Genomic DNA, 24,648 nt, shown 5'->3' on the forward strand with positions numbered 1-24,648 from the left:
CTGTATCTATATGTACTATTGTATATTCTAACCTCAAGTTACCGCAATACTCAGAATTTTTAAACCAGAGGCACTATAAACACGCACCCCTTATGTAAAGGCTTTCTTTATTACGGAGTAATTTTCTTTAAATACCCTTCTAACTGTTCTTTCGTTTGTTCCCCTATAATTTGCTCCACTACTTTTCCATCTTTATCAATCAAAAAGCTTGTCGGTAAAGGACCTACTCCATATGTTCCTATAATCTTTTGTCCTTTATCAATGGCAACTGGGAATTTCAAACCATATTGGTTCACAAAGTTCTTTACTGCAATATCCGTTTCATCTGCATCTAACGCTATGATTTCAACGCCTTTTTCTTTATACTTTGGATATAATTCATTCATATAAGGCATTTCTTTTTCACAAGGTTTACACCACGTGCCCCAAAAGTTTAAAAATACACCTTTTCCCTTTAAATCTTTTAGTTCAATTTTCTTTCCTTCTAAATCCGTCACAATAAAGTTAGGTGCTTCTTTTCCGATTTGCATTTTCTCTTTATTAGCAAAGAATCCTTGATAAAGGGTAAATCCTACAGCACCACATAAAATGAGTAGAATAATAACGCGAAATAATAAGCGATTTTTCTTCATATTACCTCTCCTCTCCTCGATAAATGTTATGTATTATCTTCTGTAAATGTTGTATTGAATAAATCACCAGCAGAGCACTCCACTGGTGAATTTTTAACTCTATAGCTTATCTTGGCTTTGTAGAAGCAAGCGCGCGTAATTGTTTCACCTCATGTGGTGTCAATTCTCTCGCATCACCAGGTCGCAGGCTTCCTACTTCTAAGAAAGCATAACGTTCACGTTTTAATTTCACTACTTTACAGTCTAACGCTTCAAACATACGACGTACTTGACGATTACGTCCTTCATGAATTGTTAATTGTACAATAGCCATCTCTTTACGCTTGTCCCAAGAAATAATTTTCACACGTGCTGGTGCTGTTTTACCGTCTTCTAACGTAACACCGCGTTCTAACATGCGAATTTTCTCACCTGTTAATGGCCCTTTTATTTTTGCAACATATGTTTTTTCAACTTTATATCTAGGATGCATTAATACGTTTGCGAAGTCCCCATCGTTTGTCATTAATAATACGCCAGACGTATCATAATCTAAGCGTCCGATTGGGAATAAACGTTGTGTAATTTCCGGGAAAAAGTCCGTTACAACACTTCTTCCTTTATCGTCTGATACACTTGAAATTACGCCAGTTGGTTTATATAGTAAAAAATAAACAGGTTCTTCTTTTTCAAGAGGGATGTTATTTACTTCTACTTTATCTTGAGGAGTTACTTTTGTCCCTAACTCTTTCACTATTTTTCCATTAACTTTCACTTTTCCTTGCTGAATTAATTCCTCAGCCTTTCTTCTCGATGCAATACCTGCTTGCGCAATCACTTTTTGTAATCGTTCCATTTCTTTTTTTCACCTCGAATTTATCTTACCTTACATTAGAAAGACTTGGCAACCGCATACGCTTTACGGCTATTCGCTTCATCTTACTTAAACAACATAGCGATGATAATAAACATATAAAGGTCAAATCATGTTTTTACCCTTTATTATTGTCCATATTTTTCATATTTCTAACAATAAAAGTTCATCATTTTGTCAAAAATACCACATAAAAAAACCACTATTAAGCTACACCTTAATAGTGGTCGTATACATATTATAAGCGAAATAGCGTAAAAAATGAATAGTATTACTGAAACAATAAAGAAACGAACACAATTGAGCATATAATCCCGATTAAATCTGCAAAAAGTCCTACTTTTAGTGCATCCCCCATTTTTCTAATCCCAACCGCTCCAAAATATACAGTTAAAATATAGAAAGTCGTATCTGTGCTCCCTTGCATCGTAGAAGCCAATCTCCCAATAAACGAATCTGGCCCATATGTAGCAATTAGATCGGTCGTAATACTTAAACCAGCAGAGCCTGAAATAGGGCGTATAAGTGCTAAGGGTACAATTTCTGCTGGAACATGGATCAAATCTAACATCGGCTTCATTACCGATATCATTGCATCTAACGCACCTGAAGACCGGAATATAGAAATAGACACAAGCATTCCAACCATAAACGGTAAGATGGAAATTGCAATTTGAATCCCTTCTTTTCCTCCCTCAACGAACGATTCATACGTCGGTACTTTCTTTATTGTGCCATATAAAAGGATAAAACCAATTACACAAGGGATTACCCATAAGGAAATTGTATTTACAATGCTCATTTTTTCCGCCCCTTTCTACTCCTTCTTCGGTAAAAATAGCGGTCAATCCAAATTGCCCCAATCATAGAAAGTACTTGTGCAATAAATGTTACCCCAACAATTTCAGTAGGATTCGCTGATTCATACGTCATTCGAATGGAAATGACTGTCGTAGGAATTAATGTAATAGCTGATGTATTTAATGCTAGAAACGTCACCATAGAACGGCTCGCCGAATCCTTTCCTCCATTTAACTCTTTCAGTTGTTCCATCGCTTTAATACCAAGAGGGGTCGCTGCATTACCTAGACCAAAAAAGTTTGCCATCATATTTGATAGAATAAATCCCATAGACGGATGATCCTTTGGTATTTCTGGAAACAACCTTTTTACTATCGGCATAAAAAGTGTAACTAATTTTTTTAACAATCCGGCTTCCTCTGCAATTTTCATTAAACCGAGCCAAAATACTAAAACACTAATAAGTCCTATACAAATCGTTACCGCATCTTTTGCTCCGTCAAATACAGCTTTATTCACTTCTTCCATCGTTCCATTTATCATGGCGTATACAATCCCAATGACAGCCATCGCTACCCATACGAGATTAACCATCGTTCCCAACACCTATCATGTAAGAAAAAATTTCTTTCACATTATTCCAGTAAAGTCCCGTTGTAGCTACTAACTTTCGTTTACTATAAAATAAATTCCGTTCTCCAACTTTTTCATTACCAACATAAATGTCTGTCTTCCCAACCTTTACTCCATCCGTAAGTTTTGTACTTTTATCGAGTTCAACTTTTAATACTACGTTCTTTTTTTCTTCTTCAGTTAACGGTACCGAAAAACTATTTTTCGTATAAACATGGTTGGCATACTTCTTTTCATTTATTTCAGCAATTGCTCCTTGTCCTAAAACTTTCGTTTGTTTGAAACGGTCAAAACCTTTATCAAACAAATTCATATGATCATCCCAATCACTAGAGGCACTCAAAGTTACGACAATTAAATCTAGTCCACCTTTTGATGCCGTTGTAACAAGCGTTCGCCCAGCTTTCTTCGTAAAGCCTGTTTTTCCCCCTGTTGCAAATTCATAATAAGACGTTACCAGCTTATGTTTATTTTTCCACGGGTAATCCCAAGAATCTGATTTATATGTTTTGGTTCCAAAGATTTTCTTAAATGTCTCGTTTCCCATTGCATATTTCGTTAATAATGCCATATCGTAAGCCGACGAATAATGTGATCCATCTCCATCTAAGCCATGAGGGTTTGAGAAGTGCGTATCTTTCATTCCAATTTCTTTCGCTTTTTGATTCATTAAATATACGAATCCATCTATACTCCCACCCACACTTTCAGCAATTACTTGCGCTGCGTCATTACCAGATCTAAGCATGAGTCCGTATACTAAATCTTCTAACTTCACTTTTTGTCCAGGCTTTAAATAGATTGCCGATCCTTCCACCCTCACCGCTTCATTACTAACTGATACCATTTCTTTCATCTTCCCTGATTCAGCAGCTAATAAGGCGGTCATAATTTTTGTTATACTAGCAATTTTTTGAGGCTCATGTTCTGCCTTTCCGTATAATACACGACCAGACTGTTGCTCCATTAATACAGCATTTCGAGCACTAACATTGCTGTTCATCTTTGCATATGTAGGAATCGGCATAACGCTTGCATACATCATAAGAAGCGTAATGATTACACAAATTCGTCTCATATTTCCCCCCACGTCCTTTTGGCACTTTTTGTACAAGTGTATGCTTGGCCTTTTAAAATATGAACGAAATCTTCCTTCTACTTCCATTAAAAAAGACGCAGAGAATTTGCGTCTAATATGGTGTCCATTCAATTTGTTTCGCAGTTTCAAACCTTTTTTCTACATCAGGCCAATTTACAACATTCCACCAGTTTTTAATATATTCATCTTTTCGATTTTGGTATTGTAAATAATACGCATGTTCCCAGACATCTAGTACAAGGAGCGGTATCGTATCCCATTGTGTAAATAATTGATGAAGTGTACTTTGCAAAATTTCTAACCTTCCAGACCGGGGTACCCAAACGAGAATTGCCCAGCCTGAACCTTCTACTTTAGAGGCTGCTTCTGTAAAATGTTTTTGGAAACGTAAAAAGCTCCCAAAATCTTGTTCAATTTGTTGTGAAAAAGTTCCTCTTGGACTTCCACCACCGTCTTTTTTCATGTTATTCCAAAATATCGTGTGTAAGTAATGACCTGACCCATGAAAAGCCGCTTCCCTTTCCCAATGCTTAATTAAATCAAATTTATTTGTTTTTCTCGCTTCTTCCATCATCTTCTCTGCTTTATTTAATCCTTCCACGTAACTCCGATGATGTTTATCATGATGTAACATCATAATTTCTTTAGAAATATACGGTTCTAACGCATTATATGGATAAGGTAATGGCGGGAGTGTATGTCCTCCAATTGGGACAGCTCGTTCACTATCCCCTCTTTCATATAATTCATATTCCTCTTCTTCTTGCATAAATACTTCCTGCAAGTGATGCTGAATATGTTCTACATCATCGCTTATTTCATACATAAACTCTGCATCTGTTTCATACTCATGCTCTTTCATACGCTCTAATAACGTCTGAATTTTATAAGCAAGCATATGGACATCATACACTTCCATTGCGCGACTATCTAATACGTGAAGAACACTTTCACACCAATTTTCTACTTCATGAAAGTAATCTGTAAATACACCTTGCTGATTCATGTTGCACCTCCCTAATGCTATCCACTTAACTATATTCAATGAAAATCCCTTATATAACTGTACAAAAGGAAAAGAAGCTAAGTCACCTTAGCTTCTTTTCCTCAATCAATATTTGTGTAACATCTTTGTCTGATAATCCGTCTCATAATATTCTAGTTCTTCACGCATCAATTGAAATTTACCTTCTAAACTCTTCATCACTTGCTCTAAAGATGCAGGTGGTGTTTGTTGAAAAACGATAGAATTTTTCCCTGTATATGCAGACCGACTATTTTCATACCAATGATCACTCTTCGGTGAAAAAAACTCTGCAATTACTTGATGGTAAATCTTATATAAAATTTTTTCAGCTGCTGTTTTTCGAAATGGCTGGCTATTCAACAAAACAAAACATGCATCCTGTCCTTCTTCGCAAAAAACGAGAAGTCGTCTCATTGATGCTAATAACCCTTTATAATATCGCTCATTCCCTGCTGGTGTTTCCTCTAATAAAGAAGGTAACGTATGATAATTTACATAATTGGTTATCAAATTAATAGCATCTTCTAAAAATATAGAAACTTGTTCTGTTTGATTTTCAACCATCAAATTAGACATTTTTTCTCTCTCCTTTGCCATTTCACGCTATTTCTACTCTTTTATTTTTATGTAATTCAGCCAATATTTCTTGTACTTTCGACACCGTTCCCTCATCAAAATATTGTTGAAATTCTTCCATATTATTTAAATACAAACGTTTTTGCGCACGAAGCTCCTTATCTTTCATTAAACAACATATCGCTACAATATCGCGCAAATATATGTTTTGTTCTTCTACTTTATACACTGGATTTCCTTCAAAAGGAGTAATTTCTTGTAAAACTTCTTCAAAATATCGAACGTATAAAACCGAAAAAGTTTTCTCTTTACCATTTAATATATATGTCACTTCAGATCTGTTAAAAAAATCTTCTGATGTATTAGGTTTCTCTTTTTCTAACTCATATCCTACGTAACCTTTTATAATCATATACTCCCCCCTCACCCTTCTTTCACCTTATTCTAACTTAATTTTCCGATAAACAAAATATTCTTTTAAATATACCTATATAAAAAATAGCTCCCCTATACAGGAAATTACCTTTTTATTTTTCTTGAAGTTTGTCATAATAATATTATTGTCTCAGTTTTCTTATACAAGGAGAGTTGTATTTATGTCGTTTTCATGGAAACGTTTCTTACAAATCGGGAAAATTATCTTCCCATTTGTTGTATTAACAATTGTATTCTTTCAAGCAAAAAAAGAATTAGCGGGCATTTCTTTTTTAGAAGCGATTGATACAATTAAAAACATTCCAACTGGAGGAGTCTTTTTAGCAATTACACTTGGTGCATTCGCTGTATCAACAATGTTCTTTTATGACTATGTTATGCTTCGTTACTTAAAAGCTGATATTCCTGTCCAAAAGATTTTCCGTATCTCGTGGATTGCTAATACTTTAAATGGATTTATCGGGTTTGGTGGTCTTGTTGGAGCCGGCGTACGCACAATGCTTTATCGTCCATATATAAAAGAAAATGGAAAACTTATTAAAAGTATCGCTTGGATGACAACTGCCTTTATTAATGGATTAGCCATTCTTTCATTTCTTGGTCTTATCGGAATATTAGACACGAGATTTATTTTGCATGAAAAACCATGGCTATGGCCTGTTCTTATCTTCTTCGCTCTTTTCGTCCCTATATATATCGGATTTTCTAAATTAAAAAATAGAAAAGCGACGCAAACAGAGGAACAAGAAGAAGAGGAGAAAAACCCAACTGTTTTATACTCATTAGTTTCATTAGTCGAATGGGTATCTGCTGGTATTGTTATGTACGTCATATTACTATTATTTGGCATTGAAATCGAATTCCAAAAGTTTTTAGGCGTATATGTTATTGCTGCTTTAGCTGGTGTCGTTAGTCTTGTTCCTGGTGGCCTTGGATCATTTGATCTTGTCTTCTTAACTGGGCTTGGGCAATACGGCATCGATACAGGTGTTTTACTCCCTGCTATGTTATTATATCGTCTCGTCTATTACATCTTGCCCTTCTGCCTTGGTCTCATTTTTGCAGCTTTTGAAATGACAGGAGTAGCCATTAAAAAGTTTGAAGATAAACCTTTTATTGCGCCTGCATTAGAGACAACTGGTGTTATATGGACTTTGCAGCGTGACTTTCTAGGAAAGTTAGGTTCTTGGGCATCTGCTGCTTTAACAGTATTTGCTGGCTTAATGGTTATTTTATCAACCATTCTACCGACAAGTATAAATCGGGCACACGCCTTACATATTCTAGCTCCAAAACATCTTATTCAATTTTCTTTTAGCTTATCGCTAACATTCGGTATTCTCCTCCTCATTCTTTCGCGGGGGATATATTACGGAACAAAACGTTCTTATTATATGACGATTGTTTCTTTAATTGGAGCGGCTATTTTTAACACACTAAAAGGAATTGATGTTGAAGAAACTTTTATTTTATTAATCGTACTCGCTGTATTGTATATGCTTCGTAAAAGGTTTGTACGTGAGAAAATGGAAGTCTCACTTTCCGATATCGTAAAAGTTTTTATATTCCTACTTGTAACGTTATATTTATATAAAAACTTAGGTATTTTATTTGCAGGTGCAAAAGAAGCTTTCAAACCTGATTTTGTCGTTCGTAATATTACACAAGTAAAACGAAGTGCATTAGCAGCTGCCTTTTTTGTTCCTACTTTTTTACTAATTGGTTCACTCATTGCAAATCGTTATCGAAATGAATTTCCCGGGCAACCAGCTAATGATAAACGATTACAAAACTTCTTAGATGAACATGGTGGAAATGTACTTAGTCATTTAGGTTTTTTAGGAGATAAACAGTTCTTTTTCAGTAGTGATGGAAAAGCACTCATTCTCTTCTCAATAACTGGAAAACGACTTATTGTACTAGGTGATCCAATTGGGGCCCCTTCCTCCTATCGTACTGTATTGCAAGAGTTTTTAGCTGAGGCTGATCGATTTGGATACATTTGTGTATTCTATCAAATTGAAAGTAAATGGATGAGTTTATACCACGATTTTGGTTATAACTTCTTTAAGCTTGGTGAAGAAGCTGTTGTTGATTTAAATACCTTTACAATAACAGGAAAGAAACGCGCTGGCATGCGAGCTACTTTCAACCGTTTTGAAAGAGAAGGCTATACATTCTCTATTCATGAGCCACCTTTCTCCGACGAATTATATGAAGAGTTAAGAAAAGTTTCAGATGCATGGCTTGGTGGAAAAAAAGAGAAAGGTTTTTCACTCGGATACTTCGATCGTGAATATATTAGTCGCGCTCCTATCGCAACATTATCTGATGCGGATGGAAAAATTATTGCATTCACAACATTCATGCCTGTATATCAAAACGGATCATTATCTGTCGATTTAATGCGATATTATCCAGATGCGCCTAGCGGCATTATGGACGCAATTTTCATCCACTTATTCCAGTGGGCAAAAGAAAATGAATACCACTCCTTTAATATCGGTATGGCACCACTTTCAAATGTTGGTTTATCCACACAGTCTTTCTGGTCTGAACGAGTGGCTGCTGCAATCTTTAATAACGTTCGTTATACGTATAGTTTCAGCGGATTACGACATTTTAAAGAAAAATATAAACCAGCATGGAGCGGTAAATATTTAGCATTTAGGAAGAATCATTCTTTACCAATTACAATGCTCTCTGTAACAAAATTAATAGGAAAAAGAAAAAACAGCTAAATTCTTAGCTGTTTTTTCTTTTTTGAACTTGTACAATAAATTCTTTTTCATACTTCTTACCATTTATATAGAAATTCCCCCACATTTTATACGTGCCCTCGGCAGGAAATGTAATTCGGTATTGTAATTGCTCATCCGTATCTACAGGCATAGCGTATAAAAAATTCTCCTTCGTTTCATCCACTATATAGAGTGACTCTACTTCTCCTCTCTCTGAATGCAATTTCAATTTTTCACCCTTTTTCGCTTGAAACTGAAATGTTAACGTAACTGGTTCATTCGGATGTAATGCGCCAAATAAAAGAGAAACTTCATACTCTCCTATTTTTTTTGTAAGTACACTGTCGATTGGAAATTTCACTTTTTTCTTATTGTTCTCCTCTTTCGTTCTACCAAAATTCTTCCTAGCGAATGACTCTACGGACTTATTTTTGTCTTCGTATAAAAATATTGTATATTCTTCGTCTTTCGCTATTTTGGAAGATAACTTATATGACCCGTTTCCTGCAAATGTGGGTTTAATTTGTTGTATGTTTTTTAACTGTCCATCTACAATCACTGCCCGCATTTGATCATTTACACCACGAATTTCATTATTCTTGTTGTTTAACAACTGAAATACAATATCTACTTTCTCATTTCCCTTTCCATTTGAAACATCCCACTTTACTTCCTGAACATCTCCTACAGTCTCTTCGTTTTCTTGATATTTTTTTATGTAAAATCCTCCTGCCACAATAAGTACTAACGCAATAAGCCCAATGACAAGATTTTTCAAAACATCACCTACCATTTTTATTGTCTCTATTCATACAAAACTTCTTAAGATATATATTCTAGATTATGATTTATGAAATCCTCCTATTTTGTACATATTACAAATAATAAAAAGATTTTAATTGAAAGGATTCGTAGTGTATAATGCAAATGATATTGATTTCTATCAATACATTATAAGGAGGACTTTTTTATGAGTGTACATATCGAAGCAAAACAAGGCGAAATCGCTGAATCTATTCTATTACCTGGTGATCCATTACGTGCAAAATATATCGCTGAAACATTTCTAGAGGACGTTACTTGCTATAATAATGTGCGTGGTATGTTAGGTTTCACTGGAACTTATAAAGGAAAACGTGTATCTGTTCAAGGTACAGGTATGGGTGTTCCTTCTATTTCTATTTATGTAAACGAATTAATCCAAAGCTACGGAGTTAAAAATTTAATTCGCGTTGGAACTTGCGGTGCAATTCAAAAAGATGTAAAAGTTCGTGATGTTATTATCGCAATGACGGCTTGTACTGATTCTAATATGAACCGTTTAACATTCCCAGGATTTGATTTTGCACCAGCTGCAAACTTTGACCTTTTAAAGAAAGCTTATGATGCTGGAACTGAAAAAGGATTACACGTTCGTGTCGGTAACGTTTTAACAGCAGATGTGTTTTATCGTGAAAGCATGGACATGGTTAAAAAACTTGGAGATTACGGTGTATTAGCAGTAGAAATGGAAACAACTGCTCTTTACACATTAGCAGCGAAATACGGTGTAAATGCATTATCTGTATTAACAGTTAGCGATCACATCTTCACTGGCGAAGAAACAACATCTGAAGAGCGTCAAACTACATTTAACGAAATGATTGAAATCGCTTTAGATGCAGCAATTCAACAATAATACACTAAAGAACTTGTCATACGTCTGGCGAGTTCTTTTTATGTGACTTTTTATAAATAACTACTTTATAAAGAGACAGATTTCTCCCCTCTACTTTCTTGTAACGTTTGTTATAATGAAGTGAAACTTTAATCAGTGGAGGTTTTTTCCATCCCCCATTGATTATTAGTTGAACCAATCGGATTTTACGGGCAATTGATCTCCCGCCTAACTCCCTTGTATTCGCCGAATTTTGAAGTGGGAGTCTTATTGCCCGTTAAAGCGGGATAAAGAAATCATTTACAGTATTTCTCATAAGAGGTGACGCAGTGAAAAACAGAAGTATCGTCTTTAAACTATTTTTATTAACATCCACTTTATTTACAATCATATTCCTACTTTTTTTCCTAGGACAATCTCTATTTTTAGAGAAATTTTATATTAATAAGAAAGTAAAAACAGTCCAAACTGCTTTTGAAAAATTCGTAGATAATTATGATAAAAGTGATAAAAGTTATGAGCAGGTTAGAAAATTAAAACAAGAATTTCATGATAAAACAAATGCCGATATGCAGTTTTTGGATTCTAACGGTATTATTAAAAGTGATAACAATTACTATATCGATGTATTTAATCCCAACAATAATAAACAGTATTCCATTCCACTTAATAATCTTTTAACACCAGAAGAATATAATAAATTCGAAAATTTAGGTTTAAAAAAAGATGTAATAATCAATGTTGATGGAGTCGTACAAGAGAATAATATAATCACACCACAAAAATTAGGAACGAATTATAATCAATGGCAGAACGAACATTTCTATTCGGATTTTCAGTCAATTAATGGTAACCCTTCTAAGAACAGACTTGCAAGCCGATACAAATCTACAACTCGAATTGTCTTTACAGGTGTTATAACTAAGTTACAGCTCCCATCCAAAGCGGAGGTTCGTCTTGCAAATGATATTGAAACATTACAAGCCGTTCAATATTTTGCAGATATGATTAGAGAGGGAACTTCTAACTCGAACCAATTAAGTACTTTCATATTAGATGGCGGAGAAAATATAAAAAATAGTATCTTTGTAAAACCGATTATAGAAAATGGAAGGATTACAGAATACGCTTTTGCGATAGCATCTTTGCAGCCTGTTAATGAAGCGATGCTCGTTTTAAAAGATTATTATGTCTATGCCTTAATCATCGTGTTTCTCGTAATTATTTTGTTATCCTTCTACTACTCAAAAATCATTGTTAAGCCATTAATTAAAATAAATCGTGTTACAAAAAAAATGGCTAATTTTGATTTCAGCGAGAAATTACCTGTTACAGCTGACGATGAAATTGGCGGGCTTTCTGGCAGTATCAATACATTATCTGTAAATTTAAAAGATCGAATCGATCGATTAAATGTTGCTAATACAAAGTTACAACAAGATATTGAACGTGAACGTCAATTAGAAAAAACAAGAAAAGAATTCATTTCTGGCGTATCACACGAATTAAAAACACCGCTAAGTGTAATTAGAAGTTTTGCAGAAGGAATTAAAGATGGTGTTAGTAAGGATACTTCGTATTATACTGATGTTATTTTAGAAGAAACAGAAAATATGAACAGGCTGATTGTTGAAATGTTAGAATTAGCAAAGTTGGAATCTGGTACTTACAAACTAGATATGACGACGTTCTCAATCGGTGAATTAACGCAACAAGTCTACACAAAATTATTATTTAGCATGGAAGAAAAACATTTACAAGTGAACATCGATGCAGACTCTTCTATACTTGTTAAAGCAAATCGCAGTCGCATTGAGCAAGTAGTTGTGAACTTACTAAGTAATGCAATCCGTTATACGCCAGAGGGAGAAAAAATACAAGTCTCCATTATAGAAGCAGAAGATACCGTAAAAGTCGAAATCGAGAATACAGGAAACCCTATCCCTGAAGAAAGTCTTGAAAAAATTTGGGATCGCTTCTATCGTCTAGATGCATCGCGTAGCCGTCACACTGGAGGTACCGGTCTCGGATTATCTATTGTAAAAAACATTTTAGACCTCCATCATGCCGAGTATGGTGTGTATAATACGACTAACAGTGTTGTATTCTATTTCAATTTACAAAAAGTAAAAGAAGTCAAATAATTTGTCTTAATTTCACTAGGAGTTCACATGAAATTCACACTCTCCCTTTATAGTAAGAAACAAGTTAATCCTTTCCTTTACACATATAAAAGAGGAGAGTGCGTGAAATGAAACAAGCAGGACAACCTATTCAAAATGAAAAACAATTAGAAACTATCAAAAATATACTTTTACAATCTTCGAAACGTGATGGCTTATTATTCGTATTAGCTGTAAATTCTGGCTTAAAAGTAAGTGAAATCTTACAATTAAAAGTTAGTGATGTAATCGATGAAAATGAAAATGTTCGCCATTCCATTTTATTTTACAATGAAAAAGTGAAGAAACATAAATGGTTTGCTGTAAATGAAGACTTACAGCACGCAATCGAAGACTACATGAAAGAACGTAAAACTTGGAAACGTAATGAACCATTGTTAAAATCTCAAAAAGGAACAAAATCTATTACGAGACAACATGCATGGTACATTTTAAACAAAGCTGCAAAAGAAGTTGGATTAGAAGGGATTAGCTCACATACACTTCGAAAAACTTGGGGTTATTGTGCATACAAATCAGGTGTTGATATCGCATTTTTACAACACTTCTTTGATCACAGTACTCCATCAAAAACTTTAAAGTATATCGGTATTGCTTAATAACTCTTATACATAAAAAAGGTTACCATTTGAAAATTTGGTAACCTTTTTTATATTTCATATTCTCTTTTCTTGTCTCTCCTATACTGTAGTGGTACTCTAATAATAAGGGGGAGAAATTATGAACACACTTACAATTGAATTACCAAAAGAAACGGCTGAAAAACTTGATTTATTAAAACAAGCTTATGAAAAGAAAACAGGTGCTTCTATCTCTGAGAGCACTCTCGTTCAAACACTTATCTCAAAAGAATTTATCCAGGCGATAACTCCTTTTGATTTACAACAATTCGTCAACGGAAAAGAACAGCATTAATGCTGTTCTTTTTTTATCTCTATTTAAAATATACAAAGTTTTTTATATATTTTTAGAAAAACCATTGACAATGATAATGATAACCATTATCATTTATTATGAAGCCAACAATTGATGAATCAACCAAACGCTCAGTAACATTGTTACCCCTCTTTTTCATATAGAAAGGCACTGTACATTCCCCCTGTTTGTACAGTGCCTTTCTTGTTTATTATCATTCAAAAAAATTTAATTGCTCCGGCTTCGGCTCACCATATGTAATGTTCATCATTTTCATAAGCTGTTTCGCATTATCTGCTGCATCGCCGCCCGAATTATTGTTAAATAGTACGTATATGTCCTTTGTCTTCTTTTTTAATTGTTCTAGTCTTTCTACCCATTCTTCTAATTCTTTATTGTTGTAGCGATATAAGCAACGCACCGCTCTCCAATTTTCCCCTTTATCAAGCCAGCCATGAACATTCCGGCCATGAAAACGTATTAACACCATCTCTGCATTCGTTACTTCTAATACAAGCGGTACTGAACCCATCCCTGCCTGTGGCTCATCACAAATTGTATGAATCCATTTCTCCAGCTCTAGGAACTGTAACGTCTTATCTCTCATTTTTGGATAAAACCATGTTTGATTTCGAAATTCTATCGCACACGGCAAACCTTCCATTTTTTCTTTTGTATATCGGAGAAAATCTACATTTTTCTTTTTACAATCAAACCATGGTGGATATTGAAATAAAATCGTTTTTAATTTACCAGCTTCAATTAAAGGAAGAATAGATTGTTTATATACATCAAACATCTCATCGAACGTAGAAAAAGGAATTTCACCTTTCATATGTCCTGTCATTCCTTGATATGCTTTTACGATAAAAGAAAAATCTTTCGGTGTTTCCATTGCCCATTTTGTATAGTTTCGTGCAGGTTGCATCGCATAAAATGAGCTATCCACTTCTACTATAGGAAAATACTCGCTGTATGTTCGTAATTTATTTCTATTTTCATAGGGATTTATGTATAAAGAATCATGATCTCCCCATCCTGTCACTCCAATAAACAGCACATATACCCCTCCCTTTTTAACTTCATCTTCTATTCACTTTCCAAACACTTTGCATCATGTAGCCTTTTCTTTAAGAGTATCCTTATAAAAATATGATATACTATATGGAAGAATTTTTAAAATGAGGGGTTATTTATTTATGCTTCCAAACGATGCTACTGTATCTCATGAAAAACGAATTGAAGAACTAGAAAATAAAGTACGTTTTTATGAAGAACTTGTGAATCAATTACCACATCATTTCACATACAAAAATCCACATATTGGTTTACGAATAAAGAAAACTAGAACAACCCATTCCATTCAAGAAATACCAAAAGAGAATAAAGAGGCTCATTTTCAACTTACTTGTGATTCATTATTTTTATTTGAACAACTCGAAAAACACTTTGTACATATTTTTGATGCCTTTTCACATCATGTAACCTTTGTCGATAATAAAGGGAATATTACTTTATGTAATCAAGTTGCTGCAGATGATTTCGGTGTAATACGAAATGATATTATCGGAAAACCGATTCAACAATTACTAAACTTGCCGGAAGAAAAAATTAAAGCGATTGAAACATTAAAAACGGGAACAGAAATATATAATGAAGAAGTTTTAGACAAAAACTATGGCATTATAAATAACCGAATTATTCGTGATTATAACGGGGAGATTTTTAGAGTTATTAGTGTCTTTCATTATTTAAATACAGAACGTGATGCAGAGAAGTTTTCGTTAGCAGGGCGAATCGCAGCTGGAATTGCACACGAAGTACGAAATCCTCTTACAACAGTACGAGGATACTTACAATTTTTACAAGAAAGCGTTTCTCCATCAAATAAAGAGTTATTTAAAAATTTGCTTATCCCTGAATTAGATCGTGCAAATAATATTATTACAAAATTTTTAGCCATTTCAAAAACACGGGAATTTACAAGAGAACCGTTTCCCATTAATACATTTTTACGTGACTATATTCAACAGTTACTAGTTAGTGAAGTTTCCTTGCATAATATTTCAATTGATTATAACTTCTCTAATGAATTAGATGATATTTTAGTCAATATTGATCGACATGAACTTGTTCAAGTGTTTTTAAATCTATTTCAAAATGCCGTCGATGCTCAAGGCGACAAACCTCTTTCTATTCAAATTACTAGTTATCGCCTTGATAACTTCGTTCGGATTACTTTCACAGATAATGGAATTGGTATTCCTCCAGCTATTCAAGAATATATCTTTGATCCATTCTTCTCAACGAAGGATTCGGGAACAGGACTAGGCTTGTCAGTAACAAAAAAAATCATCCAAAATCATAACGGCACGCTCAAAATGACTAGTGCTTCAAACGGTACAACTTTCACTATTTCTATTCCAATCTTACCTAAAACAACCCTTGAAAAATTAAATCAATGTAAATAAAGGACTAATCCACGAACTACATGCCAATTGTTAAACACTCCCAACAATTAGCATGTAGTTTTTTATGTTGCACTTTTCTTCTTTACATTATATAAACCTTTCTCTATATCTTACTTATTTCTTTCTAGGTGGGCCAATTTCTTATTTTTTTAGAAATGGTAGTTTGTCCATCACGAATTTAGTATAAATTTCATTTTAATATATAGTAATGACTAATGATTCTATGAAAGAAAAGAATGAAAAGATGAACAATAAAAATAAAGGAAAAGTATTTTATGGTAATGATTGTTGCGAAGTAAGAGCATGTAGCCATATTAACATCCCTAAGTCAGAACTTACAGAATTTGTTAGACTTCTTCAAACTCTTGGTCAAGCTATTCTAGTTCAATATGGATCTGGTTGCCTAGGCGGAGGAACTACGGGGACTACTGGTGCTCAAGGGCCTCAACAAGGACCTGCGGGCGATACAACTGCGACACTATCTGTCTTCCGAATTTACTAACCACAATTTCCGAAAATATTTTGGGAGGACTAAGCACATTTATAAGTAATAGATGTGCTTTTGATTGACTATTAAATCTCTCTTTATATAGAAAGGAGCACTTATTTGGGAGGGTAAGTGCTCCTTCTTTACGTTTCTTTACCTCAAATTTACTCTATCTTAATCCTCTTTTTGTATGATAAATAATGAAGTCAAAGATATGAAAGAGGGATGAAAATGAGAGTTATGTCACTAATACGCATTTGGTTTGCTCTTATGGTATGCATTATTTTATGTGTAGGATTTTTTTTAACTCTAAAATATTCCACTATATCAAAAGCAGAGAGAAAAACTGTTCCATACAAACTTTTGTATACAAAACAAAGCAACATCCCTTATTCCAATGCAACAAATAATGAAAAAAAAGTTATAAAAGGAATGCTTATTACGAAAGCTTCTAGTTCCGAGGCGTTACTCCAAATCGCTGAAACGATTAAAGATCAGTATACAAATAAAAAAATCGATGAAATTACACTTTCTATCCACAATGAAAATAATGGTAAGTACGAAGAAGAATTGCCTTACGAACCTATTAGTAAAGGCAAAATAATCGTCACATACGATTCCGAATCCTTTGGCAGTACGAATATTGTACTTAATGAGTAATATCATGTATCTCAACGGATATGGATTAATAGCTAATTAAGATAGACAAAAATCTCTACCGATTAAAATTTTATTTTGTTTTCATACAAAAAAAGAGGCGAATTTTTTTATTCGCCTCTTTCTTTTACCAAAATGAAGGAATCCATTCTTTCACTTTATCAAGCCACTCTTGTTGCTCTTGTTTTCGTTGTTGTTCCTCTTCTTTCCTTCTCTTCTCTTCTTCTTTTCTTCGTTTTTCCTCTTCTATTGTAGTCAATTGTTTTTTATAATCAGCCTCAGATATGAGCGATAACTGGAATGCTTTTTGAGCTGGATTTGCGTTTGCTTTTTTCATAATATCCCGGAACATTGTCGTCGTAATTTGACTACCCCCCGGAACATAATGATCGCTATCTGTTTTATCATATCCTACCCAAATCGCACCTACCAAATCTGGCGTGTATCCAACAAACCATGAATCCTTTGCACCGGTGCTCGGGCCATTTACAATTTGAGTAGTTCCTGTCTTACCTGCCGTATCAACATTATTAACTTTCGCCTTTTCGCCCGTTCCCTTTTCGACAACACCTTTTAATAAATATGTCATCTTTTGAGAAACTTTCTCGCTCGTCACTCGTGTCTCTTTCTTATACCACTTTCCAAGCGTTTCACCTTCAGCATTTTGTACCTCCCTAATTGCATGAGCTTCCACTTGGACTCCATCATTTGCAAATGTACTGTATGCTTGAGCCATTACAAATGGAGATGTCCCCACATGCATACCGCCTAAAGCAATCGGATACGTACGATCTTCTGGCACTAATGGGATACCAAATCGCTCTAAAGATTTCAATCCTTTATCTAATCCAATTTGTTCTAATAGCCACACAGCTGAAACATTGTACGACTTTGCCACAGCTTCATACATTGTCACATCACCGTGAAAAGTATGATCGCTATTTTGTGGTTTATATTCTTTAATGTTAAATGGTTCATCTTTTAATATATCGTATACTTCATATCCTTGTTCTAACGCTGGTACATATACAGCCAAAGGCTTTAACGTTGAGCCAGGTTGTCTTTTTAATTGGGTTGCATGGTTAAACTGTAAAAACTGATACGGCCCTCTGCCTCCAACTAGAGCTGGTACACCACCTGTTTTGGGGTTCATAAGAACTACACCCGTTTGCATAAGTTGGTTTGAGCCACTATCTTTGAAATAACTATCATTATTCACAACGTCTTCTACAGCCTGTTGTTTTTTCGGGTCAAGCTCTGTATAAATACGATAACCACCCGCTAAAATTTCATTTTGTGTTAATTCGTACTTTTCCATCGCTTCTCTAACAATATAGTCTACATATTGAGAGTATTTTCCCTTATATTTATCATCAACGCCACGTTTTAACACAAGTCCGCTCTCTTTTTCTTTATTATACTGTTCGTCAGAAATATACCCTTGCTCTTTCATTAAACTTAATACGACATTACGTCTTTCAATTGACTTGTTAAAGTTTTTATAAGGTGAATACGCAGATGGTGCTTTAATCAAGCCCGCAATCGTTGCAGCTTCTGAAATTGTTAAATCTTTTACATCTTTATCAAAATAAGATTTAGCTGCCCTTTTTATACCCCAAGCACCTTCACCAAAATAAATTTGGTTCATATACATTTCAATGATTTCATCTTTCGTATACGTGCGCTCTATTTTTTTCGTTAAAAAATATTCCTTTATTTTTCGGGAGTATGTGCGGTCTTGTGTCAGAAATACATTTTTCGCAAGTTGTTGTGTTATTGTACTTCCCCCTGCTACAACTTCTCCTGCTGTAATATTTTTAAAAACCGCACTTATAATTCCACTATAATAAATACCATGATGGTTAAAAAATTCCTTATCTTCTACTGCAACAATTGCCTGAACCATAATATCAGGAATATCTTTTCTTTTAACGCCTTCTGTTTTCGAGGAAGCTAATTTAGTTGCGACCTCATTATTTGCATCATAAATTAAAGTCGGTTGTGGAACAGCTTGTTTTAATTCAGATATGTCTTGAATGGAAATTATTATATTTACAGCAATAAATAGAGTAACGAATACACTTCCCAATACAATTAATGAATTACGAAGTTTCTTCCTCTTATTGAACCACTCAAGCATTTTTTTAAAATGAGTGTTCTTCAATTTCATTCGTTCACTTCCTTCATTTATTTACACTCTTCTTTTTAAAAGGAAGAATATACCGCCTTTTAAATTTATTATAATAACGTAGTCATTCCTATAGTGTAAAGCTTTTCTTTTACATTCATACTTTTTGCAAGAAAAGGACATTCTACAAGTAAGATATTCACTATTGGATATTAATATTATTAATAGAACAACGAGAGTTATGTTAAGTTTTTGTAAACTTTTCGATAAAATGTTTTAAAAAACGACAGTTTTTTGTTAGAATTGATTAGCCAATATATTTTACATATATTACTTTTGTGGGGGTAACAATAATGGTCTTTAAATCAAAAAAAGATAAATTTTCTGAAATGTTAATGAATGTTTCCGAAAATTTAAAAGAAGGCGCGCAGTTTTTCGTGGAGTATAAAATTAAAAATGCTAGCGATTTAAAAGAGTTTTCTATGCGCATGAAAGAGTATGAGTCAAAAGGTGACTCATTTATTCACGAAATCATTATGGAGTTAAACAAAGCGTTTATCACTCCGATTGAGCGTGAGGACATCCTACAACTTGCAATGAGTATGGATGATGTATTAGACGGATTAGATCACAGTGCTGGTCTGTTCGAAATGTATTCTATTACAGAAGCAGATGAATACATGATTAAATTCGTAGAAGCAATTAATCAATGTGCGATTGAGATTGCAAACTCTGTTGAATTAATGTCTAACAAAAAATTAGTCGACATTCGTACAAATGCGATTAAGATTAAGGATTATGAATCACAGTGTGATGATATTCGCCGTCATGCGATTAAGAACTTATTCTCTCGTGAAAAAGATCCGATTAAGATTATTCAATTTAAAGAGATTTACGAAGAGCTTGAAGAAGTAGCTGATAGCTGTCAAAGCGTTGCAAACGTATTAGAAACAATTATTATGAAGAACGCGTAAGGAGTTTGATCATGGATACACTCTTGATACTGACCGTTTTAGTAGTCATTTGCGCTTTAGCTTTTGACTTTATCAATGGATTTCACGATACAGCAAACGCTATTGCAACGGCTGTTTCAACGAAAGCTCTAAAGCCTAGACATGCCATTATTATGGCGGCTATTATGAACTTTTTAGGCGCAATGACATTTACAGGTGTAGCAAAAACGATTACAAAAGATATCGTTGATCCATTCGCCTTACAAAATGGTTCTCTTGTAATTTTAGCTGCTTTGCTTGCGGCAATAGCTTGGAACTTAATTACTTGGTACTACGGTATTCCAAGTAGTTCTTCGCATGCAATTATCGGCTCAATCGCAGGTGCAGCAATTGCGGCCGCTGGGATTAGCTCGCTAAATCTTAAAGGATTTATTAAAATTATTGAAGCTTTAATCATTTCACCGATTATCGCTTTCGTTATTGGTTATACCGTATACAGTATTTTTAAAGTAGTATTTAAAAACTTTAACTTAACAAAAACGAATAAGAACTTCCGTATATTCCAGATTTTCACTGCAGCATTACAAGCCTACACACACGGTACGAATGATGCACAAAAAGCAATGGGAATCATTACGATGGCTCTTATGGCTAATAACTATCATACTTCTAGCGATATCCCATTCTGGGTACAATTATCTTGTGCTATCGCAATGGGGCTTGGTACTTCTGTCGGCGGATGGAAAATTATTAAAACTGTCGGTGGACAAATTATGAAAATTCGTCCTGTAAATGGTGTAGCTGCCGATTTATCATCATCACTTGTTATTTTCGGTGCAACATTCATTCACTTACCGGTTAGTACGACGCACGTTATCTCTTCTTCTATTTTAGGGGTTGGTGCTTCTCACCGTGTGAAAGGGGTAAAATGGGGAACTGCAAAACGCATGTTAATTACATGGGTTATTACACTTCCTATTTCAGCTTCTTTAGCTGCTCTGTTTTACTACCTATTACATTTTGTTTTCTAATCAAAAGTCGTCTTCCTTATTTTTCTAGGAAGACGACTTTTTTGTGAACAAGCCTATTTCTCATTAAAAAGCGTGTATAATAATTGGTGGATAAGTTATTTAGAGGAGTTGGCAATTTTGGAATACATCATGTTACTTTTCATCGGACTAATCGCCGGAACAGTCGGCAGCCTAGTTGGGCTTGGAGGCGGAATTATTATTGTTCCGTTATTAATTGGATTACACAGTTTATCACCACAACTTGCAGTAGGGACTTCTATGGTAACAGTCGTTTTCACAGGACTATCTTCCACCCTTACTTACATGAAGCATAAGCGAGTAGATTATAAAAGTGGACTTATTTTATTTATCGGAAGCGGCCCTGGTGGTATTATCGGATCATGGGCAAATAAATTTTTAAACCAAGACACATTTTCTTTATACTTTGGGATTTTCCTTATATTCGTCTCAATTCTACTTATGCTTCGAGACAAATTAAAACCTCTTTCCCTCTCAAATACGTCTGTAATTAAGCGTTCTTTTACAGATAATGATGGAAATACTGTACACTACCAATTCCCACCGTTTCTTGCTATCTTTATCGCCTTTATAGTTGGGTTTATATCTGGATTATTTGGAATTGGTGGCGGTGCCTTACTTGTTCCAGCAATGATGCTTCTTTTTGCATTCCCAGCACATATTGCAGTAGCAACTTCAATGTTCATCGTATTTCTATCAGCAATTGTAAGTTCTGCAACTCACATCTCACTTGGAAATGTCAGCTGGATTTATGCATTAATCCTGATTCCGGGTGCATGGATTGGCGGAAAAATCGGGGCTTACATTAATACAAAACTAAGTGGTAACGCCGTAATTAATTTATTACGTATTACGTTGATTATTCTTGGAACTAGATTAATCATTATTTCCCTTTTATAACGTATTCTTTTTAGAATGCGTTTTTCTTATACACATGAATATAAAAATCCTCCGAGGAGAACAAATAAAATTAAACAAACACATAATAACATATAATTTGAAATATGTACTTTCTTCAAGTTGACCACTCCTATAACTGCGACTGTTATCTTTATGATAGCGAAAAAATAGTTCACTTGCAGTTACAGAGTGCTAACAATGCAAAATCAATTATTACAAATTTTATCCTTATATTTCATTTCTTTGTATATTCTATCGATTTAATAAAAAAAGATGTCATATTGACATCTTTTTTAATGAAGAAGTGACCACCCCATGAAGTCTTCATGTACTTGGCACGCCCTCTTATCGTTTCGATCATATAATTCAGCATAGCTATCTGTTTCTTCATCATAAGCCATCGTATAAATAATTTGGCCGTCTACTTCAACGGATAAAACGACTCCACCTTTCATCTCTTCTACATGAATGATAGCATTCGCCGGAATTCTCATATCCGTCATTCTCATCGCATCTAACAATATACTAAACCCCCTACAGCGTATTCATTGCTAGTACTATTACACACTAAATAGTATACTACTGTAATAGCATACATTTCGTCAATGAAATTGCTGTTGAAATAGCATATTGTCTATATACATATACGCTAAAATAGAAGAAATAGAAACATATTAATGGGGGGCTAACATTGATTCTACACAAAGGAGATGTACTATTCCGTCAAGGCGAGGACGGTCCTTTATACTTTATAAAAACAGGCTTATTAAAAGTAGTTCGGCTAGAAGAAAACGGAACACCATTTTTATTCAATATTATCGTTCCAGGTGAAACGATACCTCATCATTCTTTAATTTCACCGAAAGAATATCACGGTACAGCTATCGCTTTAATAAAAACAGAAGTGGAACCGATCACTAGTAGTGAATGGTATGAGAGGCTTCAAGCAAATCCCGAATCGTATGCTAACATTGCTATGCAATTGCAATCTAAATTAAGAATGATGCAACAACGAATTGATCAATTGACAACCGTCTCTCCGAAAGAACGTCTTCATCGTTTACAAGAATGGTTCACTCTATATTTAGGTGACATTCCTATATATGAAATATTAACACAAACCGAAATTGGCCAACTGATAGGTATACGCCGTGAAACAGTAAACCGTTTATTACGAGAACAAATAAAAAACGAGGTAAAATAAATACCTCGTTTTTTTTGCTTATTGTAAGCTTGTTGCTGGGCCGAAAAATTCATAATGAATATGCTCTTGTTTCACACTTAAATCAGTTAGTGCAGCATTTATATGCTTCATAAATGCTACTGGACCACAGAAATAGAACTCTGCTTCAGTTGTCGGAATAATAGTTTTTAACCATTCACTTTCAATGAAACCTTCTTTATCAAAGTTCTTCATTTCTAAATCTTTTTCAGTCGGTGCAGAATAACAAGTATATGCTTTAACTTGTTCATATTCATTTTCTACTGCCTTAACGTGTTCTTTCATTGCATGTGTATTACTATTTATTGCTGCATGAACAAAATATACATTACGTTTTGAATCTTGTTCAATTAACGTATTTAACATACTCATCATCGGTGTAATCCCTACTCCACCACTAATTAGTACAACTGGTAATGTTGAATCCATATTTAACACGAAATCTCCCGCTGGTGCACTTACTGGTAAAACATCTCCTTCTTTTACATGTTCATGTAAGTAATTAGACACTTTACCGTCTGGTGTATCTACACCTTTTTCTTTTTTTACACTAATACGATAATATTCTTTCCCAGGAGCATCGGATAAACTGTATTGACGATTATGTGTATATGTCTCACCTTCAATATTGATTTGAATCGTTACATATTGACCTGGGATGAATGAAGAAACTTTCCCTCCATCTTCAGGTTTCAAATAAAATGACGTAATAACATCGCTTTCCTTCACTTTTTTTACAATCACAAAGTTGCGGAAGTCTTTCCATCCACCTTCTTTATGTGCAGCTTCTTCATACATCTCTGCTTCAATGCTAATGAATGCATCAGCAATGACACCATATGCTTCTCCCCATGCATTTAAAACTTCATCAGGTGCACCTGCGACCTCTTTAATGGCACGTAGTAAACATGTACCTACAATCGGATAATGCTCTGCTTTAATACCTAAACTTCTATGCTTATGACCAATTTGTTTTACAACTGGAATAATAGCTTCTAAATTATCAATGTACGTTGCAGCTGCATAAACAGCATTCGCTAACGCTTGTTGTTGTCTTCCCTTTTTCTGATTTGTATGGTTGAAAATATTCAATAACTCCGGATGTTCCGAAAATAAAATTTCATAAAATCTCGTTGTAATTTCAACGCCTTTTTCTTGTAATAATGGTACTGTTGACTTTACGATTTCAATTGTTTTTGCACTTAACATTGTATCCCACTCCTCTATTT

25 protein-coding genes are annotated in these 24,648 nt (G+C 34.4%); 12 read left to right on the forward strand and 13 right to left on the reverse strand.

Going from position 1 to position 24,648, the window contains the following annotated elements; all coding sequences use genetic code 11:
• Window positions 1-110: 110 nt before the first annotated feature.
• The 8 genes from resA to GBN91_RS08290 all read right to left on the reverse strand — a co-directional run bounded on the left by resA (window position 111) and on the right by GBN91_RS08290 (window position 6,033).
• Complete coding sequence (gene resA, locus GBN91_RS08255; protein ID WP_000742192.1) at window positions 111-632, reverse strand: thiol-disulfide oxidoreductase ResA; 522 nt, start codon at window positions 630-632, stop codon at window positions 111-113.
• Between the two features lie 106 nt (window positions 633-738).
• Complete coding sequence (gene rluB / locus GBN91_RS08260) at window positions 739-1,467, reverse strand: 23S rRNA pseudouridine(2605) synthase RluB (protein ID WP_000440556.1); 729 nt, start codon at window positions 1,465-1,467, stop codon at window positions 739-741.
• 289 nt (window positions 1,468-1,756) lie between these two features.
• A complete protein-coding gene (gene spmB, locus GBN91_RS08265; protein ID WP_000029514.1) occupies window positions 1,757-2,287 on the reverse strand; it encodes a spore maturation protein SpmB in 531 nt (176 codons plus the stop codon).
• Window positions 2,284-2,880: a spore maturation protein SpmA gene (gene spmA, locus GBN91_RS08270; RefSeq protein WP_000247811.1), complete on the reverse strand. Its 597-nt coding sequence runs from the start codon at window positions 2,878-2,880 to the stop codon at window positions 2,284-2,286. Before spmA ends, spmB begins: the two co-directional genes overlap by 4 nt.
• Complete coding sequence (dacB, locus tag GBN91_RS08275; protein ID WP_001252638.1) at window positions 2,873-3,997, reverse strand: D-alanyl-D-alanine carboxypeptidase DacB; 1,125 nt, start codon at window positions 3,995-3,997, stop codon at window positions 2,873-2,875. Before dacB ends, spmA begins: the two co-directional genes overlap by 8 nt.
• Window positions 3,998-4,109: 112 nt before the next feature.
• A complete protein-coding gene (locus GBN91_RS08280) occupies window positions 4,110-5,024 on the reverse strand; it encodes a superoxide dismutase (protein WP_001075741.1) in 915 nt (304 codons plus the stop codon).
• 105 nt (window positions 5,025-5,129) lie between these two features.
• Window positions 5,130-5,621: a YpuI family protein gene (locus tag GBN91_RS08285; protein ID WP_000067557.1), complete on the reverse strand. Its 492-nt coding sequence runs from the start codon at window positions 5,619-5,621 to the stop codon at window positions 5,130-5,132.
• 22 nt (window positions 5,622-5,643) lie between these two features.
• Window positions 5,644-6,033, reverse strand: a complete 390-nt coding sequence (locus tag GBN91_RS08290; RefSeq protein ID WP_000584367.1) for a hypothetical protein — start codon at window positions 6,031-6,033, stop codon at window positions 5,644-5,646.
• 184 nt (window positions 6,034-6,217) lie between these two features.
• Here GBN91_RS08290 and mprF point away from each other — a divergent pair, with 184 nt between their 5' ends.
• A complete protein-coding gene (mprF, locus tag GBN91_RS08295) occupies window positions 6,218-8,797 on the forward strand; it encodes a bifunctional lysylphosphatidylglycerol flippase/synthetase MprF (RefSeq protein WP_000010845.1) in 2,580 nt (859 codons plus the stop codon).
• A 4-nt stretch (window positions 8,798-8,801) separates the two neighbouring features.
• Here mprF and GBN91_RS08300 read toward each other — a convergent pair whose 3' ends face one another.
• Window positions 8,802-9,590, reverse strand: coding sequence for a hypothetical protein (locus GBN91_RS08300; protein ID WP_000232610.1), 789 nt, complete (start codon window positions 9,588-9,590; stop codon window positions 8,802-8,804).
• A 177-nt stretch (window positions 9,591-9,767) separates the two neighbouring features.
• Between GBN91_RS08300 and deoD the strand changes: the two genes are divergently transcribed.
• The 4 genes from deoD to GBN91_RS08325 all read left to right on the forward strand — a co-directional run bounded on the left by deoD (window position 9,768) and on the right by GBN91_RS08325 (window position 13,552).
• Window positions 9,768-10,475 (forward strand): purine-nucleoside phosphorylase, encoded by a 708-nt coding sequence (gene deoD / locus GBN91_RS08305; RefSeq protein ID WP_000110707.1) that lies wholly within the window; start codon window positions 9,768-9,770, stop codon window positions 10,473-10,475.
• 308 nt (window positions 10,476-10,783) lie between these two features.
• The gene (locus GBN91_RS08315) at window positions 10,784-12,598 is read left to right on the forward strand and encodes a sensor histidine kinase (protein WP_000797518.1); all 1,815 of its coding nucleotides are present in this window, start codon (window positions 10,784-10,786) and stop codon (window positions 12,596-12,598) included.
• Window positions 12,599-12,705: 107 nt separating this feature from the next.
• Window positions 12,706-13,236, forward strand: coding sequence for a tyrosine-type recombinase/integrase (locus GBN91_RS08320; protein ID WP_000806236.1), 531 nt, complete (start codon window positions 12,706-12,708; stop codon window positions 13,234-13,236).
• A 121-nt stretch (window positions 13,237-13,357) separates the two neighbouring features.
• On the forward strand, window positions 13,358-13,552 hold the full coding sequence (locus GBN91_RS08325; protein WP_001094860.1) for a DUF3924 domain-containing protein: 195 nt from the start codon (window positions 13,358-13,360) through the stop codon (window positions 13,550-13,552).
• 214 nt (window positions 13,553-13,766) lie between these two features.
• Here the strand turns inward: GBN91_RS08325 and GBN91_RS08330 are convergent, their stop codons facing one another.
• Entirely contained in the window at window positions 13,767-14,612 is an 846-nt protein-coding gene (locus GBN91_RS08330) for a DUF72 domain-containing protein (RefSeq protein ID WP_006924471.1), read from the reverse strand.
• Between the two features lie 139 nt (window positions 14,613-14,751).
• Between GBN91_RS08330 and GBN91_RS08335 the strand changes: the two genes are divergently transcribed.
• The 3 genes from GBN91_RS08335 to GBN91_RS08345 all read left to right on the forward strand — a co-directional run bounded on the left by GBN91_RS08335 (window position 14,752) and on the right by GBN91_RS08345 (window position 17,170).
• A complete protein-coding gene (locus tag GBN91_RS08335; RefSeq protein WP_086385527.1) occupies window positions 14,752-16,023 on the forward strand; it encodes an ATP-binding protein in 1,272 nt (423 codons plus the stop codon).
• 223 nt (window positions 16,024-16,246) lie between these two features.
• On the forward strand, window positions 16,247-16,525 hold the full coding sequence (locus GBN91_RS08340; protein WP_002182597.1) for a hypothetical protein: 279 nt from the start codon (window positions 16,247-16,249) through the stop codon (window positions 16,523-16,525).
• Between the two features lie 216 nt (window positions 16,526-16,741).
• Window positions 16,742-17,170, forward strand: a complete 429-nt coding sequence (locus tag GBN91_RS08345) for a hypothetical protein (protein ID WP_001265568.1) — start codon at window positions 16,742-16,744, stop codon at window positions 17,168-17,170.
• Window positions 17,171-17,294: 124 nt separating this feature from the next.
• Here the strand turns inward: GBN91_RS08345 and GBN91_RS08350 are convergent, their stop codons facing one another.
• Complete coding sequence (locus GBN91_RS08350) at window positions 17,295-19,337, reverse strand: transglycosylase domain-containing protein (protein WP_152121382.1); 2,043 nt, start codon at window positions 19,335-19,337, stop codon at window positions 17,295-17,297.
• A 311-nt stretch (window positions 19,338-19,648) separates the two neighbouring features.
• Here GBN91_RS08350 and GBN91_RS08355 point away from each other — a divergent pair, with 311 nt between their 5' ends.
• The 3 genes from GBN91_RS08355 to GBN91_RS08365 all read left to right on the forward strand — a co-directional run bounded on the left by GBN91_RS08355 (window position 19,649) and on the right by GBN91_RS08365 (window position 22,197).
• Window positions 19,649-20,269 carry a DUF47 domain-containing protein gene (locus GBN91_RS08355; protein ID WP_000231449.1) on the forward strand — a complete coding sequence of 207 codons (621 nt, stop codon included), beginning with the start codon at window positions 19,649-19,651 and terminating at the stop codon, window positions 20,267-20,269.
• Between the two features lie 11 nt (window positions 20,270-20,280).
• Complete coding sequence (locus GBN91_RS08360) at window positions 20,281-21,279, forward strand: inorganic phosphate transporter (protein ID WP_000380273.1); 999 nt, start codon at window positions 20,281-20,283, stop codon at window positions 21,277-21,279.
• 117 nt (window positions 21,280-21,396) lie between these two features.
• The gene (locus GBN91_RS08365; RefSeq protein WP_000455762.1) at window positions 21,397-22,197 is read left to right on the forward strand and encodes a sulfite exporter TauE/SafE family protein; all 801 of its coding nucleotides are present in this window, start codon (window positions 21,397-21,399) and stop codon (window positions 22,195-22,197) included.
• A 293-nt stretch (window positions 22,198-22,490) separates the two neighbouring features.
• Here the strand turns inward: GBN91_RS08365 and GBN91_RS08370 are convergent, their stop codons facing one another.
• Window positions 22,491-22,718 carry a hypothetical protein gene (locus tag GBN91_RS08370; RefSeq protein ID WP_000883009.1) on the reverse strand — a complete coding sequence of 76 codons (228 nt, stop codon included), beginning with the start codon at window positions 22,716-22,718 and terminating at the stop codon, window positions 22,491-22,493.
• A gap of 170 nt (window positions 22,719-22,888) precedes the next feature.
• Here GBN91_RS08370 and GBN91_RS08375 point away from each other — a divergent pair, with 170 nt between their 5' ends.
• Entirely contained in the window at window positions 22,889-23,401 is a 513-nt protein-coding gene (locus tag GBN91_RS08375; protein ID WP_000600589.1) for a Crp/Fnr family transcriptional regulator, read from the forward strand.
• A gap of 18 nt (window positions 23,402-23,419) precedes the next feature.
• Here the strand turns inward: GBN91_RS08375 and hmpA are convergent, their stop codons facing one another.
• Entirely contained in the window at window positions 23,420-24,628 is a 1,209-nt protein-coding gene (gene hmpA / locus GBN91_RS08380) for an NO-inducible flavohemoprotein (RefSeq protein WP_006915513.1), read from the reverse strand.
• Window positions 24,629-24,648: the final 20 nt, after the last annotated feature.

It is taken from the genome of Bacillus sp. B1-WWTP-T-0.5-Post-4, from assembly GCF_009183795.1.
Taxonomy (GTDB): Bacteria; Bacillota; Bacilli; order Bacillales; family Bacillaceae_G; genus Bacillus_A; species Bacillus_A cereus.